This window comes from Serratia entomophila, from assembly GCF_021462285.1.
GTDB classification, from domain to species: Bacteria; Pseudomonadota; Gammaproteobacteria; order Enterobacterales; family Enterobacteriaceae; genus Serratia; species Serratia entomophila.
On sequence record NZ_CP082787.1, the window covers coordinates 4,533,147 to 4,548,872 of the forward strand.

Here is a 15,726-nt window from a genome sequence, read left to right on the forward strand (position 1 = left end):
AATTCCATCATACGGAAAGAGGAACGCACATCATGGCCACCCCCGCTCCCGCCAAACGCGGCAAGAAGCCCCGCGCCGCCGCTCCGGCCGCCAGCGCGGCGACCGGCCAGGTACAGTCGCTGACCCGTGGCCTGAAGCTGCTGGAATACATCGCCGAAGCCCAGGGCAACGTGGCGCTGACCGATCTGGCCCAGCAGGCCGGGCTGCCGAACTCCACCACCCACCGGCTGCTCACCACCATGCAGCAGCAAGGCTTTGTGCGCCAGGTCGGCGATCTCGGCCTGTGGACCATCGGCTCCCACGCCTTTGTGGTCGGCAGCAGCTTCCTGCAGAGCCGCAACCTGCTGGCGATGGTGCACCCCACCCTGCGCCGCCTGATGGAAGAATCCGGCGAGACGGTCAACCTGGCGGTGCTGGACCAGGCCGAACACCAGGCGATCATCATCGATCAGGTGCAGTGCACCGCGCTGATGCGCATGTCGGCACCGATCGGCGGCAAACTGCCGATGCACGCCTCGGGCGCCGGCAAGGCGTTTCTCGCCACCCTACCGGACGATCAGGTCACCAAACTGCTGCACAAGAAAGGCATGCATACCTATACCCAGCACACCCTGACGCCGCACAATCTGAAAGAAGGCCTGGCGCAGATCCGCAAGCAGGGTTTTTCCTTTGACGATGAAGAACACGCGCTCGGCCTGCGCTGCGTGGCGGCCTGTATTTTCGACGAACACCGCGAAGCCTTCGCCGCTATCTCCATCTCCGGCCCGGTGTCGCGCATCACCGATAACCGCGTGATTGAACTCGGCGCGCTGGTGATCCACGCGGCAAAAGAGATCAGCCTGGAATACGGCGGCATACGCTGATGTCGCCCGCCGCAGGGCGCCACCGCTGCGCCCTGCCCCATAGGTTCCCCCCTGTTGCCAACCTGTAAAACGCCGTGAGGATCCTGTTTCTCGCGGCGTAAAAAATCTTGAAGCCGATCACAGTTAACGATCCTCATCGCGAAAGCCCATTGCAACCGGCGGCGCTTCCTTCGACAATGTTACCGATAACATGTTACCGGTAACAACCTACACAAGGTGCCAAGCCATGACCAATAATCAAAACCGAATTTACGTCATCATGGGCGTTTCCGGCAGCGGCAAATCCGCCGTGGCCGCGGCGGCGGCCCGCCAGCTGTCCGCCGGGTTCCTCGACGGCGATTTCCTGCATCCGCGCAGCAACATCCTGAAAATGGCCGCCGGCGAGCCGTTGAACGACGACGACCGCGCCCCCTGGCTGGCCGCGCTCAACGACGCCGCCTTCGCCATGCAGCGCACCCACGGCGTGTCGATCATCGTCTGTTCGGCGCTGAAAAAGCATTACCGTGACCGTCTGCGCGCCGGCAACGGCAACCTGTCGTTCATCTATCTGCACGGTGATTTCCCGGTGATCGAAGCCCGCCTGGCGGCGCGCAACGGCCACTTCTTCAAACCGCAAATGCTGGTCACCCAGTTCGCCGCGCTGGAACAGCCGGGCATTGATGAAAGCGACGTGATGGCCATCGATATCAACCAGCCGCTGGAAGGCGTGATCGCCGATACGGTGCGGCATATCCAGAGCTTCCTGCCACAGGACGTCTGCGCGTGAATACTGTCACTCTGGTCGGTACCGCAGTCGGCTCGGTGTTATTACTGCTGTTCCTGGTGATGAAGGCGCGCATGCACGCCTTCGTCGCGTTGATGCTGGTCTCCATCGCCGCCGGGATCTTTTCCGGCATGCCGCTGGACCGCATCGCCGACACCATGCAAAAGGGCATGGGCGATACGCTGGGCTTCCTGGCCATCGTGGTCGCGCTGGGCGCGATGTTCGGCAAGATACTGCATGAGGTCGGCGCGCTCGATCAAATTGCGGCGCATTTGCTGAAACGTTTCGGCCAAAGCAAGGCGCACTATGCGCTCGGCATCGCCGGCCTGATCTGCGCCCTGCCGCTGTTCTTCGACGTGGCGGTGGTGCTGCTGATCGGCATCGTGTTCGCCGTGGCGCGCCGCACCGACGGCAATATCGTCAAGCTGGCCATTCCGCTGTTCGCCGGCGTGGCGGCTGCCGCCTCCTTCCTGCTGCCGGGGCCGGTGCCGATGCTGCTGGCTTCCCAGATGAAGGCCGACTTCGGCTGGATGATCGCCATCGGCCTGGTGGCCGCGGTGCTCGGCATGCTGATTGCAGGCCCGTTGTACGGTAGCTTTATCAGCCGCTACGTTAACTGGCCAATGCCCGCCGATGAAAACGAACCGACGCTGAATAAGGGCAACCTGCCGTCGTTCGGCTTCAGCCTGGCGCTGGTGCTGTGCCCGCTGGTGCTGGTCGGCATGAAAACCATCGGCGCACGGCTGGTGACGCCAGGCTCGCAGCTGCAGCAGTGGCTGGAGTTTATCGGCCACCCGTTCACCGCCATCCTGCTGGCCTGTTTGATTGTGATTTACGGCCTGGCGAAACCGCGCGGCATGACCAACGAGCAAACGCTGGCCATCTGCTCCGCCGCGGTGCAGCCGGCCGGGATTATTCTGCTGATGACCGGCGCCGGCGGGGTGTTCAAACAGATCCTGGTGGACTCGGGCGTCGGCCCGGCGCTGGGTGACGCCATGATCGGCGCCGGCCTGCCGATCGCCGTGGCCGCCTTTGCGCTCTCCGCCATGGTGCGGGTCATTCAGGGTTCGGCCACCGTCGCCTGTCTGACCACCGTCGGCCTGGTGCTGCCGGTCACCAACCAGCTGGGGTTGGGCGGCGGGCAATTGGCCGCACTGGCGATCTGCATCGCCGGGGGTTCGATCGTGTTGAGCCACGTCAACGACGCCGGCTTCTGGCTGTTCGGCAAGTTCACCGGCGCCAACGAACTGCAAACGCTGAAAACCTGGACAGTGATGGAAACCCTGCTGGGCAGCGTGGGCGGCATTATCGGCATGATCGCGTTCACCATGTTCTAAAAAACCATAACGACATAACACTGCCCCCGGCCATTGCACACCAGGGCTGCAATTCATCACCGGGGGCTCCGCCACCAGGCGGCGTCTATAACAACAGCAATGTGAGGAAGGTATGATTAATTCAACCCTGTCCCGTGTCACACAGCGCATCATCGACCGTTCCAAAACCAGCCGCACCGCCTATCTGGCGCGCATCAACGCGGCGCGTTCACACACCGTACATCGCTCGCAGCTGGCCTGCGGCAACCTGGCGCACGGCTTCGCCGCCTGTCAGCCGGACGATAAGGCCGCGCTGAAAAACATGGTGCGCAGCGATATTGCCATCATCACCGCCTATAACGACATGCTGTCGGCCCACCAGCCTTACGAGAACTATCCGCAGCGGCTGAAGCAGGCGCTGAACGCCGTCGGCGCGGTCGGCCAGGTGGCTGGCGGAGTACCGGCGATGTGCGACGGTGTGACCCAGGGCCAGGACGGCATGGAGCTGTCGCTGATGAGCCGCGATGTCATTGCCATGTCCGCCGCCATCGGCCTGTCGCACAATATGTTCGACGGCGCGCTGTTCCTCGGCATCTGCGACAAAATCGTGCCGGGATTGGTGATGTCCGCCCTGTCCTTCGGCCATCTGCCTTCGTTGTTTGTGCCGGCCGGCCCGATGAGCAGCGGCCTGCCGAACAAAGAAAAAGTACGCGTACGCCAGCTGTACGCCGAAGGCAAAGCCGACCGTCTGGCGCTGCTGGAGGCCGAAGCCGCGTCCTATCACGGTATCGGCACCTGCACCTTCTACGGCACCGCCAATACCAACCAGATGGTGATGGAGGTGATGGGCCTGCACCTGCCGGGCGCCTCCTTCGTGCACCCGGATACCCCGTTGCGCGATGCGCTGACCGATGCCGCCGCCCGGCAGGTGACGCGCCTGACCGCAACCGCCGGCAACTATCTGCCGGTCGGCCAACTGGTGGACGAGAAAGTGGTGGTCAACGGCATCGTTGCGCTGCTGGCCACCGGCGGCTCCACCAACCTGACCATGCATATGGTGGCGATGGCGCGCGCGGCAGGCATCATCATCAACTGGGACGACTTCTCCGAGCTGTCGGACGCGGTGCCCCTGCTGTGCCGCATCTACCCCAACGGCCCGGCCGACATCAACCAATTCCAGGCCGCCGGCGGCGTGGCTTTGGTGGTGCGCGAACTGCTCAAGCACGGCCTGCTGCATGAAGACGTGCACACCGTGGCCGGTTTCGGCCTGCAGCGCTACACCCAGGAACCCTGGCTGGATAACGGCCGGCTGGCCTGGCGCGCAGGGGTGGAAACCTCGCTCGACGCCGGCGTTATCGCCAGCGTAGCCCAACCGTTTGAACACCACGGCGGCACCAAAGTGCTGGCCGGCAACCTGGGCCGGGCGGTGATGAAAACCTCGGCGGTGCCCGCTGATAACCAGATTATCGAAGCGCCGGCGGTGGTATTCGAAAGCCAGCACGACATCGTGCCGGCCTTCGAAGCCGGCAAGCTGGATCGCGACTGCGTGGTGGTGGTGCGCTTCCAGGGGCCGCAGGCCAACGGCATGCCGGAGCTGCATAAGCTGATGCCGCCGCTGGGGGTACTGATGGACCGCGGCTTCAGGGTGGCGCTGGTGACCGACGGCCGCCTGTCCGGCGCCTCCGGCAAGGTACCTTCCGCCATCCACGTTACGCCGGAGGCCTGCACCGGCGGCATGCTGGCGAAGGTGCAAAACGGCGACCCGATCCGCGTCAACGGCCGCAGCGGCGAGCTGGAGCTGCTGGTCGACGCCGAGGAGCTGGCGCAACGCGCGCCTTACCAGCCGGATCTAAGCGCCGAACATATCGGCTGCGGCCGTGAGCTGTTTGGCGCCTTGCGCAGCCAGCTTTCCGGCGCCGAACAGGGCGCCTGCTGCATCAAATTCTAACCAAGAGCATGGCCGCGGCGGCCATAAATGGAGAACGTCATAATGAACAATTGGAAGACAAGCGCTGAGCAGATCATGACCGCGGGCCCCGTGGTGCCGGTTATCGTGATCAACAAGCTGGAACATGCGGTGCCGTTGGCCAGGGCGCTGGTCGCCGGCGGGGTGCGGGTGCTGGAAGTGACGCTGCGCACCGCCTGTGCGCTGGAGGCCATTCGCGCCATCGCCAAACAGGTGCCCGACGCCATCATCGGCGCCGGGACGGTGATCAACCCGCAGCAGCTGCAGGAAGTGACCGAGGCCGGCGCACAGTTCGCCATCAGCCCAGGATTGACCGCCGATCTGCTGAAAGCGGCGACCGCCGGTTCAATTCCTTTGATTCCGGGCATCAGCACCGTTTCCGAGCTGATGCTCGGCATGGACCATGGGCTACGCGAGTTCAAGTTCTTCCCGGCGGAGGCCAACGGCGGCGTCAAGGCGCTGCAGGCGATTGGCGGCCCGTTCCCGCAGGTGCGCTTCTGCCCGACCGGCGGCATTTCCCCTGACAACTACCGCAGCTACCTGGCGCTGAAAAGCGTGCTGTGCATCGGCGGCTCCTGGCTGGTGCCGGCGGATGCATTGGCAAGCGGCGACTACGCGCGCATCACCGAACTGGCGCGTGAAGCCGTGGCGGGCGCTACCGCCTGTTAACCCCGGTTACAGCGCGGTGGAGGTGGCCGGCAATGCCGCCCCGCTGCGCTGGCTGAACCGCTGTTTCTTACGGTAGGCGAACACGTCTTCCACATGCCCCTCGCGGATGCGCCGCTGCAGGCCGCGCCAGTAGTCCGCCTCAAACAGATCGCTGTGCATCTCCTCAAAAACCTGACGAATGCGCCGGTCGCCGCACAGGAAATGCCGGAACTCCTCCGGGAACACGTCGTTCGGTGAAATGCTGTACCAAGGCTCGCTGGCCAGTTCATCTTCCGGGTAGCGCGGCGGCGGAATATCGCGGAAGTTCACCTCGGTCATATAGCAAATTTCGTCGTAATCATAGAACACCACTCGCCCATGGCGCGTGACGCCGAAGTTTTTGAACAGCATGTCGCCGGGGAAAATATTGGCCGCCGCCAGCTGCTTGATGGCGTTGCCGTACTCTTCGATCGCATCGTGCAGCTGCTGTTCGTTGGCCTGCTCCAGATACAGGTTGAGCGGCGTCATGCGCCGCTCCATATACAGATGCTTGATCAAAATGCGGTCACCGAGATCTTCCAGCTTGCCCGGCACCTCGCGCTGCAGCTCGGCCAACAGCTCGGGGCTGACGCGCACTTTGTCGATCACAAAGTTCTCGTATTCCTGGGTATCCGCCATGCGGCCGACGCGATCGTGCTCCTTTACCAGCTGATAGCAAGCCATCACCTGCGCCTGGGTCACTTCTTTCTGCGGCGCGAACTCGTCCTTGATAACTTTGAACACCCGATCGAACGACGGCAGGGTAAACACCAGCATCACCATGCCCTTGACCCCCGGCGCAATGATGAACTGATCATGCGACTGGGCCATGAACGTCAGGTATTCGCGGTAACATTCGGTTTTGCCGTGCTTCTGGCAGCCAATCGCCATGTACAGCTCGGCGGTGGTCTTGCCCGGCAGGATCTCGCGCAGCCATTCGACCATCGCCGCCGGCAACGGCGCGTAAACCATAAAATAGGAGCGCGCAAAGCCGAACACGATGCTGGCTTCGGCCTTGCTGGTCAGACAGGTATCGATAAACAGCGCGCCCGAATCGCTGTGGTGGATCGGCAGCAGGAACGGGTAGACAGCGTCCGCCAGCCGCAGTTTGCCCACCAGCCAGGCGGCCTTGTTGCGATAGAACAGTTCGTTGGCAATCTGGAAAGTCGCCCCCGCCAGCTGCTGCGCGGTGAAGCTTTGCTGCAGCGCGTGGGTGATGTAACGGATGTCGCGCGCCAGATCTTCCCACGGCAGGCGCAAAGGCAGATCGGTCAGCAGGCTGCGCAGCATGGCCGGCAGGTCGCCGTTGGCGGTGAAATCGCGCGCCAGCGGGCGCGGGATGTCGCGAAAACGCCGCTCCGGCTGCGAGCTGAACACAAACAGCTTCTCCGGCGTCAGATCGCGGTGGCGGAACAGGCGGCAGTAGACCGAGTTAAAGAAGCTTTCGGCAATCTCGAAACGCGGGTAGTCCGGCAGCAGATCGATATAGACCGCCTTGACCCGATTGGGGAAATCGGCGTCAAAAACCTGCTGCCCGGTAATGCACTTCAGCTGCTCCACCACCAAACCGACATGATGGTCATACAGGTGAATACGCTTTTTCATCGCCTGCTGCACCGCCGGCCAATCCGCTTGCTCGAAGCGCTGTTGCGCGCCGGCGGTCACCTCGAGAAAGCGGCCGTACTGCGCATCAAAGCCCTGCAGGATCGTCTGTGCGATCAATAACTCCAGTTTTGCCGCCATCCTTACCCCCGCCAGAAAACGAAGCCTGCAAACGCAGGCTCCGGGTTAGAACTTGTCAGCGTTGCCGCCTCAGAACTGCTGTTCTTCCGTCGAACCGGTCAGCGCAGTGACCGATGAAGCACCGCCCTGAATAATGGTGGTGACCTTGTCGAAGTAACCGGTGCCCACTTCCTGCTGGTGCGAGGCGAAGGTGTAGCCTCGCTCCACGGCGGCGAACTCCGGCTGCTGGACCTTCTCGACGTAGTGCTTCATGCCCTCGCCCTGCGCATAGGCGTGCGCCAGATCGAACATGTTGAACCACATGCTGTGAATGCCCGCCAGGGTGATGAACTGGTACTTGTAGCCCATATCCGACAGCGCCTGCTGGAAGCGGGCGATGGTCTGGTCGTCCAGGTTCTTCTTCCAGTTGAACGACGGCGAACAGTTGTACGCCAGCAGTTTGCCCGGGAATTTGGCGTGGATGGCGTCGGCAAAGCGTTGGGCGGCCTCCAGATCCGGCGTAGAGGTTTCGCACCACACCATGTCGGCATAAGGGGCATAGGCCAGGCCGCGGCTGATCGCCTGCTCGACGCCGGCGTGGGTGCGGAAGAAGCCCTCGGCGGTGCGTTCGCCGGTCACGAAGGCGCTGTCGTACGGATCGCAGTCCGAGGTCAGCAGGTCGGCCGCATCGGCATCGGTACGGGCGATCACCAGCGTCGGCACGCCGAGCACGTCGGCCGCCAGGCGCGCAGCGACCAGCTTCTGAATCGCTTCCTGCGTCGGCACCAGCACCTTGCCGCCCATGTGGCCGCATTTCTTCACCGCCGCCAGTTGATCTTCGAAGTGCACTCCGGCGGCGCCGGCTTCAATCATCGCTTTCATCAGTTCAAAGGCGTTCAGCACCCCGCCGAAGCCGGCTTCGGCATCGGCGACGATCGGCAGGAAGAAATCGGTATAGCCTTTGCTGCCCGGCTCGATTTTGTTGGCCCACTGGATCTGATCGGCGCGGCGGAAGGTGTTGTTGATGCGTTCAACCACTTTAGGCACCGAATCCACCGGGTACAGCGACTGATCCGGATACATCGCGGCCGCGCTGTTGGCGTCCGCCGCCACCTGCCAACCGGACAGGTAGATAGCCTCGACGCCGGCCTTGGCCTGCTGCAGCGCCTGGCCGCCGGTCAGGGCGCCCAGGCAGTTGACGTAGCCTTTGCGCGCCTTGCCGTTCAGCAATTCCCACAGTTTGGCGGCGCCGTTCTGCGCCAGCGTGCAAACCGGGTTAACCGATCCGCGCAGGTTGATCACGTCTTCGGCGCTGTAAGGGCGGGTGATGCCTTCCCAGCGGGCCGATTTCCATTCCTGTTCCAGCTGCTGAATCTGTTGGGTACGAGAGGTAGACATAATTTTTATCCTTTTCAGTAATGTAGGGTTAATGGTCAGGAATGGTTTCAAGCCAGCAGTTCATAGCCGGGTAAAGTCAGGAAATCGATTAATTCGTCTTGCGTGGTGATGCGCTCCATCAGGCGCGCAGCCTCTTCGAACCGGCCGGCGTTAAAGCGCGCTTCCCCCACTTCGTCACGCACCACCAACATCTCTTCTTGCAGCATCTGACGGAACAGCGCCTTGGTTACCGGGCGGCCGTCGCTCAGGCTTTTCTCGTGGTGGATCCACTGCCAGATTGAGGTGCGGGAAATTTCCGCCGTCGCCGCATCCTCCATCAGGCCATAAATCGGCACGCAGCCATTACCGGAGATCCAGGCTTCGATGTATTGCACCGCCACACGGATATTGGCGCGCATGCCCGCTTCGGTGCGTTCGCCATCACAAGGCTCCAGCAGCTGGGCGGCGCTGATCGGCGCGTCGCTTTCGCGCAGCACTTCCAGTTGGTTCTGGCGATTGCCCAACACGGCGCTGAACACCTCCATCACGGTATCCGCCAGCCCCGGATGCGCCACCCAGGTGCCGTCGTGGCCGTTATTGGCCTCCAGCTCTTTGTCGGCCCGCACCTTGTTCAGCACCCAGGCGTTTTTCTCAGCGTCTTTGCTCGGAATAAACGCCGCCATGCCGCCCATGGCGAAGGCGCCGCGCTTGTGGCAGGTCTTGATCAGCAGGCGTGAATAGGCGCTGAGGAAAGATTTTTCCATGGTCACCGACTGGCGATCCGGCAATACCCGATCGCCGTGGTTTTTCAGCGTCTTGATATAGCTGAAGATATAATCCCAGCGGCCGCAGTTCAGCCCGACGATATGATCGCGCAGGTGATAGAGGATCTCGTCCATCTGGAACACCGCCGGCAGCGTTTCGATCAGTACCGTGGCCTTGATGGTGCCGCGCGGCAGATCGAAACGATCTTCGGTAAAACTGAACACGTCACTCCACCAGGCTGCCTCCTGCCAGGATTGGGTCTTCGGCAGATAGAAGTAAGGGCCGCTGCCGTTGGCCAGCAATTGACGGTAGTTGTGGAAGAAGTACAGCGCGAAGTCGAACAGGCCGCCGGGGATGGCTTCGCCCCGCCACAGCACGTGCTTCTCCGGCAGGTGCAGGCCGCGCACCCGGGCGATCAAGACCGCCGGGTTCGGCTTCAGCTGGTAAATCTTGCCGGCTTCATTGGTGTAGGAGATGGTGCCGTTGACCGCATCATGCAGGTTGATCTGGCCTTCGATCACTTTGTCCCAGCTTGGCGCCAGAGAGTCTTCGAAGTCCGCCATAAACACCTTCACATTGGCGTTCAGCGCGTTGATCACCATCTTGCGTTCTACCGGGCCGGTAATTTCCACCCGGCGGTCGCGCAGGTCTTGCGGTATGCCGCGGATCTTCCACTCGGAATCACGAATGGAAGCCGTTTCCGAAATGAAATCAGGCAGTGCGCCCTGGTCGATCTTTTGCTGCACGCTGCCGCGCGCGGCCAAGAGTTCGTTGCGCCGTGGCGTAAACTTCCCCACCAGTTCCGCCAGGAATTCGACCGCGCCATCCGTTAACACCTGTCGCTCTGCAGCGGCAAAACCCTGCGTAAACGTTAACTCCGTGCCTACTGTCTGTTGCGTCATGACCTTGCTCCTTCCCATCGTTGCGCGCCGCGATTGCCGCCGCAGCTTAATCAGAAATCACTGTGGATCAGGGCGGGTGAGATCATTGCCAACTGGTCTGATCTCATCCAGATAGATCTAGAATACCCAACTAAAAATAAAAATCAAAAACCATTTCCATTTTAATATTAAATATTTTATTAACACTTATTTATCAATTGGTTAAATAAAATAACAACAAAACCCAGTAAGGAAACCGGTTCCATAAAATTCAATAATGAAAACCAAAGTATTGTTACAAAAGGATTTTTAGCGATTAAAGCGGGATTTTACAGGGGAAACGGCAACGCGGCGGCCTCGATTCAGCCGCCGGCAGGGGCACAAGGTTACTCGAGAGTCGGGTTCATGCGGCGCAGATCGAATGGCGTGATCTGGTAGACGTAGTAGTTAAGCCAGTTGGAAAACAGCAGATGGCCATGGCTGCGCCAGGAAGCTTTCGGAGTGAGTTCGGGGTTATCGTCGGGGAAGTAGTTGAGCGGTACGCTGGGGTTAAGGCCTGCATCGTAATCACGACAATACTCGCCCGCCAGGGTCAGTGCGTCGTACTCCGGGTGGCCAGTCACAAACGCCAGGCGCTTGTCTTTGCTGGCGAACAGGTAAGCGCCGGTTTGCTCGGATTCGGCCAGAATATCCAGATCGGTATAGCGGCGGATAATCTCGGTCGGGAAATCCGCATAGCGCGAATGCGGCGCCAGGAAGGTTTCATCAAAGCCGCGCGTCAGCAATGCATGCTGCTGTAGCGTCTGGTGCTGGTAAACGCCGGACAGCTTCACTTCACGCGTCATCTTGGGAATGCCGTACAGGATGTTCAGTGCCGCCTGTACCGCCCAGCAGACGAACAGTGTGGAGGTGACGTGGTTCTTTGCCCAGTCAATAACCCGTTCAATCTGCGGCCAGTAGGCGACGTCGCAGAAATCGACCAGCCCTAGCGGTGCGCCGGTGACGATCAGGCCGTCGAAGTTTTCCTCCTGGATGTCTTCGAAATCGCAGTAGAAGTTGTTCAAGTGCTCGGCCGGCGTATTCTTCGACTCGCGGCTGTCGATGCGCAGCAGCTGGATATCTATCTGCAGCGGGGAGTTGGAAAGCAGACGCAAAAACTGGTTTTCCGTCTCGATCTTCTTTGGCATCAGGTTAAGGATCAGCACTTTCAACGGCCTGATTTCCTGGTTTTTTGCCCGCGAGGATGTCATCACAAACACATTCTCATTGCGCAAGAAACTGACTGCAGGTAACTCATCAGGCACACGAATCGGCATTGCTTAAATCCTCACACATCCGTTTATATGTTTAGACTTCTAGATGCCCGAAGATAGCGTTTTTTTAACCGGATGTCGAGCCTTCAACGGAAAGGTGAAAATGTTTCATTGCACCAGAGCGCGCGTTTTGGCAGGCACAAAGCAAAAAGGCCATCCTCGCGGATGGCCTCTTGCCTTAATTGATGCTTGGCAGTGTCCTACTCTCGCATGGGGAGACCCCACACTACCATCGGCGCTACGGCGTTTCACTTCTGAGTTCGGCATGGGGTCAGGTGGGACCACCGCGCTATTGCCGCCAAGCAAATTCTTTTGATTCTTTTTTGCCGAACTTCTAAACCCACTTTAAATAAAGTGGTGCTGATACCCAGAGTCGAACTGGGGACCTCACCCTTACCAAGGGTGCGCTCTACCAACTGAGCCATATCAGCACACTAATTTGATGCCTGGCAGTGTCCTACTCTCGCATGGGGAGACCCCACACTACCATCGGCGCTACGGCGTTTCACTTCTGAGTTCGGCATGGGGTCAGGTGGGACCACCGCGCTATTGCCGCCAGGCAAATTCTGTTTCATTCCAACCGCTTCACTTTCGTGTCGCCATTGAAACCAATCTAAGAACTTCGCTGAAAATCTATCGTCTGCTCTAAAACACCTTCGGTGTTGTAAGGTTAAGCCTCACGGATCATTAGTACTGGTTAGCTCAATGCATCGCTGCACTTACACACCCAGCCTATCAACGTCTTAGTCTTAAACGTTCCTTCAGGGGCCTTAAAGGCCCAGGGAAGACTCATCTCGAGGCAAGTTTCGCGCTTAGATGCTTTCAGCGCTTATCTTTTCCGCACTTAGCTACCGGGCAGTGCCATTGGCATGACAACCCGAACACCAGTGGTGCGTTCACTCCGGTCCTCTCGTACTAGGAGCAACCCCTCTCAATCTTCCAACGCCCACGGCAGATAGGGACCGAACTGTCTCACGACGTTCTAAACCCAGCTCGCGTACCACTTTAAATGGCGAACAGCCATACCCTTGGGACCTACTTCAGCCCCAGGATGTGATGAGCCGACATCGAGGTGCCAAACACCGCCGTCGATATGAACTCTTGGGCGGTATCAGCCTGTTATCCCCGGAGTACCTTTTATCCGTTGAGCGATGGCCCTTCCATTCAGAACCACCGGATCACTAAGACCTACTTTCGTACCTGCTCGAGCCGTCACTCTCGCAGTCAAGCTAGCTTATGCCTTTGCACTAACCTCACGATGTCCGACCGTGATTAGCTAACCTTCGTGCTCCTCCGTTACTCTTTGGGAGGAGACCGCCCCAGTCAAACTACCCACCAGACACTGTCCTCACCCCGGATTACGGGGCCGAGTTAGAACATCAAACATTAAAGGGTGGTATTTCAAGGTTGGCTCCACGCAGACTGGCGTCCACGCTTCAAAGCCTCCCACCTATCCTACACATCAAGGCTCAATGTTCAGTGTCAAGCTATAGTAAAGGTTCACGGGGTCTTTCCGTCTTGCCGCGGGTACACTGCATCTTCACAGCGAGTTCAATTTCACTGAGTCTCGGGTGGAGACAGCCTGGCCATCATTACGCCATTCGTGCAGGTCGGAACTTACCCGACAAGGAATTTCGCTACCTTAGGACCGTTATAGTTACGGCCGCCGTTTACTGGGGCTTCGATCAAGAGCTTCGCCTTGCGGCTGACCCCATCAATTAACCTTCCAGCACCGGGCAGGCGTCACACCGTATACGTCCACTTTCGTGTTTGCACAGTGCTGTGTTTTTATTAAACAGTTGCAGCCAGCTGGTATCTGCGACTGGCTTCAGCTCCATCCGCAAGGGACTTCACCTACGCGCCAGCGTGCCTTCTCCCGAAGTTACGGCACCATTTTGCCTAGTTCCTTCACCCGAGTTCTCTCAAGCGCCTTGGTATTCTCTACCTGACCACCTGTGTCGGTTTGGGGTACGATTCTGTGTTACCTGATGCTTAGAGGCTTTTCCTGGAAGCTTGGCATCAACTACTTCTGCACCGTAGTGCATCGTCATCACGCCTCAGGGTTGATAAGCAACCGGATTTACCGGGTCACTCCCCCTACACGCTTAAACCGGGACAACCGTCGCCCGGCTAGCCTAGCCTTCTCCGTCCCCCCTTCGCAGTAACACCGAGTACAGGAATATTAACCTGTTTCCCATCGACTACGCCTTTCGGCCTCGCCTTAGGGGTCGACTCACCCTGCCCCGATTAACGTTGGACAGGAACCCTTGGTCTTCCGGCGAGCGGGCTTTTCACCCGCTTTATCGTTACTTATGTCAGCATTCGCACTTCTGATACCTCCAGCAACCCTCACAGGCCACCTTCAACGGCTTACAGAACGCTCCCCTACCCAACAACGCCTAAGCGTCGCTGCCGCAGCTTCGGTGCATGGTTTAGCCCCGTTACATCTTCCGCGCAGGCCGACTCGACCAGTGAGCTATTACGCTTTCTTTAAATGATGGCTGCTTCTAAGCCAACATCCTGGCTGTCTATGCCTTCCCACATCGTTTCCCACTTAACCATGACTTTGGGACCTTAGCTGGCGGTCTGGGTTGTTTCCCTCTTCACGACGGACGTTAGCACCCGCCGTGTGTCTCCCGTGATAACATTCTTCGGTATTCGGAGTTTGCATCGGTTTGGTAAGCCGGGATGGCCCCCTAGCCGAAACAGTGCTCTACCCCCGAAGATGAGTTCACGAGGCGCTACCTAAATAGCTTTCGGGGAGAACCAGCTATCTCCCGGTTTGATTGGCCTTTCACCCCCAGCCACAAGTCATCCGCTAATTTTTCAACATTAGTCGGTTCGGTCCTCCAGTTAGTGTTACCCAACCTTCAACCTGCCCATGGCTAGATCACCGGGTTTCGGGTCTATACCTTGCAACTAATCGCCCAGTTAAGACTCGGTTTCCCTACGGCTCCCCTATACGGTTAACCTTGCTACAAAATATAAGTCGCTGACCCATTATACAAAAGGTACGCAGTCACACCACGAAGGTGCTCCCACTGCTTGTACGTACACGGTTTCAGGTTCTATTTCACTCCCCTCGCCGGGGTTCTTTTCGCCTTTCCCTCACGGTACTGGTTCACTATCGGTCAGTCAGGAGTATTTAGCCTTGGAGGATGGTCCCCCCATATTCAGACAGGATGTCACGTGTCCCGCCCTACTCATCGAACTCACAGTCAATGCATTTTAGTGTACGGGGCTATCACCCTTTACTGCGCGACTTTCCAGACGCTTCCACTAACACAAGAACTGATTCAGGTTCTGGGCTCCTCCCCGTTCGCTCGCCGCTACTGGGGGAATCTCGGTTGATTTCTTTTCCTCGGGGTACTTAGATGTTTCAGTTCCCCCGGTTCGCCTCGTTAAGCTATGTATTCACTTAACGATAGTGCAACGAATTGCACTGGGTTTCCCCATTCGGGTATCGCCGGTTATAACGGTTCATATCACCTTACCGACGCTTTTCGCAGATTAGCACGCCCTTCATCGCCTCTGACTGCCTAGGCATCCACCGTGTACGCTTAGTCACTTAACCTCACAACCCGAAGATGTTTCCATCGTTCGCATTGCAAACATTTGAGAGACTCTATGACAGGTTACTCTTTACCCCAGTACTTCTACGGAGGGATAAATTTCAGCCGTCATGTTTCAATTTTCAGCTTGTTCCAGATTGTTAAAGAGCAAAATACTTCGCAGCATACTGTCGCCAATATACTCTGAAGTAGTTAAATACCGGACTATATGGTGGAGCTAAGCGGGATCGAACCGCTGACCTCCTGCGTGCAAGGCAGGCGCTCTCCCAGCTGAGCTATAGCCCCATACAGTCACAGCAGAGACCTTTATGGTTACCAACTCAACCAAGAGTTAATTCTTTCTTAGGCCAGGCATGCGGAAGGGATGTTTACTTTTGTAAACGACCGCGCGCATAACGCAGCATAAGGGAGAATTTGGTAGGCCTGAGTGGACTTGAACCACCGACCTCACCCTTATCAGGGGTGCGCTCTAACCACCTGAGCTACAAGCCTATAAAGGTA

At 58.8% G+C, this 15,726-nt stretch carries 9 protein-coding genes, 3 tRNA genes and 3 rRNA genes; 5 read left to right on the forward strand and 10 right to left on the reverse strand.

Going from position 1 to position 15,726, the window contains the following annotated elements; translation table 11 throughout:
• The first annotated feature begins 32 nt into the window (after window positions 1-32).
• The 5 genes from iclR to KHA73_RS21750 all read left to right on the forward strand — a co-directional run bounded on the left by iclR (window position 33) and on the right by KHA73_RS21750 (window position 5,577).
• The gene (iclR, locus tag KHA73_RS21730; RefSeq protein WP_234586656.1) at window positions 33-863 is read left to right on the forward strand and encodes a glyoxylate bypass operon transcriptional repressor IclR; all 831 of its coding nucleotides are present in this window, start codon (window positions 33-35) and stop codon (window positions 861-863) included.
• A gap of 226 nt (window positions 864-1,089) precedes the next feature.
• The gene (gene gntK / locus KHA73_RS21735; RefSeq protein ID WP_234586658.1) at window positions 1,090-1,629 is read left to right on the forward strand and encodes a gluconokinase; all 540 of its coding nucleotides are present in this window, start codon (window positions 1,090-1,092) and stop codon (window positions 1,627-1,629) included.
• The gene (gene gntU / locus KHA73_RS21740; RefSeq protein ID WP_234586660.1) at window positions 1,626-2,963 is read left to right on the forward strand and encodes a gluconate transporter; all 1,338 of its coding nucleotides are present in this window, start codon (window positions 1,626-1,628) and stop codon (window positions 2,961-2,963) included. Before gntK ends, gntU begins: the two co-directional genes overlap by 4 nt.
• A gap of 112 nt (window positions 2,964-3,075) precedes the next feature.
• Window positions 3,076-4,890 carry a phosphogluconate dehydratase gene (gene edd / locus KHA73_RS21745; protein ID WP_234586662.1) on the forward strand — a complete coding sequence of 605 codons (1,815 nt, stop codon included), beginning with the start codon at window positions 3,076-3,078 and terminating at the stop codon, window positions 4,888-4,890.
• 42 nt (window positions 4,891-4,932) lie between these two features.
• The gene (locus tag KHA73_RS21750) at window positions 4,933-5,577 is read left to right on the forward strand and encodes a bifunctional 4-hydroxy-2-oxoglutarate aldolase/2-dehydro-3-deoxy-phosphogluconate aldolase (protein ID WP_234586663.1); all 645 of its coding nucleotides are present in this window, start codon (window positions 4,933-4,935) and stop codon (window positions 5,575-5,577) included.
• 6 nt (window positions 5,578-5,583) lie between these two features.
• Here KHA73_RS21750 and aceK read toward each other — a convergent pair whose 3' ends face one another.
• The 10 genes from aceK to KHA73_RS21800 form a co-directional block, all read right to left on the reverse strand.
• Window positions 5,584-7,338, reverse strand: coding sequence for a bifunctional isocitrate dehydrogenase kinase/phosphatase (gene aceK, locus KHA73_RS21755; RefSeq protein ID WP_234586665.1), 1,755 nt, complete (start codon window positions 7,336-7,338; stop codon window positions 5,584-5,586).
• A gap of 69 nt (window positions 7,339-7,407) precedes the next feature.
• Window positions 7,408-8,715 (reverse strand): isocitrate lyase, encoded by a 1,308-nt coding sequence (aceA, locus tag KHA73_RS21760; RefSeq protein WP_234586667.1) that lies wholly within the window; start codon window positions 8,713-8,715, stop codon window positions 7,408-7,410.
• Between the two features lie 47 nt (window positions 8,716-8,762).
• The gene (aceB, locus tag KHA73_RS21765; RefSeq protein WP_234586668.1) at window positions 8,763-10,361 is read right to left on the reverse strand and encodes a malate synthase A; all 1,599 of its coding nucleotides are present in this window, start codon (window positions 10,359-10,361) and stop codon (window positions 8,763-8,765) included.
• A gap of 365 nt (window positions 10,362-10,726) precedes the next feature.
• Window positions 10,727-11,656: a homoserine O-acetyltransferase MetA gene (gene metA, locus KHA73_RS21770; protein ID WP_234586670.1), complete on the reverse strand. Its 930-nt coding sequence runs from the start codon at window positions 11,654-11,656 to the stop codon at window positions 10,727-10,729.
• Window positions 11,657-11,840: 184 nt separating this feature from the next.
• Window positions 11,841-11,956: ribosomal RNA gene (gene rrf, locus KHA73_RS21775) — 5S ribosomal RNA — on the reverse strand.
• 52 nt (window positions 11,957-12,008) lie between these two features.
• Window positions 12,009-12,084: transfer RNA gene (locus tag KHA73_RS21780), tRNA-Thr, on the reverse strand.
• Between the two features lie 13 nt (window positions 12,085-12,097).
• Window positions 12,098-12,213: ribosomal RNA gene (rrf, locus tag KHA73_RS21785) — 5S ribosomal RNA — on the reverse strand.
• Window positions 12,214-12,319: 106 nt separating this feature from the next.
• Window positions 12,320-15,227: ribosomal RNA gene (locus KHA73_RS21790) — 23S ribosomal RNA — on the reverse strand.
• A gap of 207 nt (window positions 15,228-15,434) precedes the next feature.
• Window positions 15,435-15,510 (reverse strand) — tRNA-Ala (locus KHA73_RS21795).
• A 130-nt stretch (window positions 15,511-15,640) separates the two neighbouring features.
• Window positions 15,641-15,717 (reverse strand) — tRNA-Ile (locus tag KHA73_RS21800).
• Window positions 15,718-15,726: the final 9 nt, after the last annotated feature.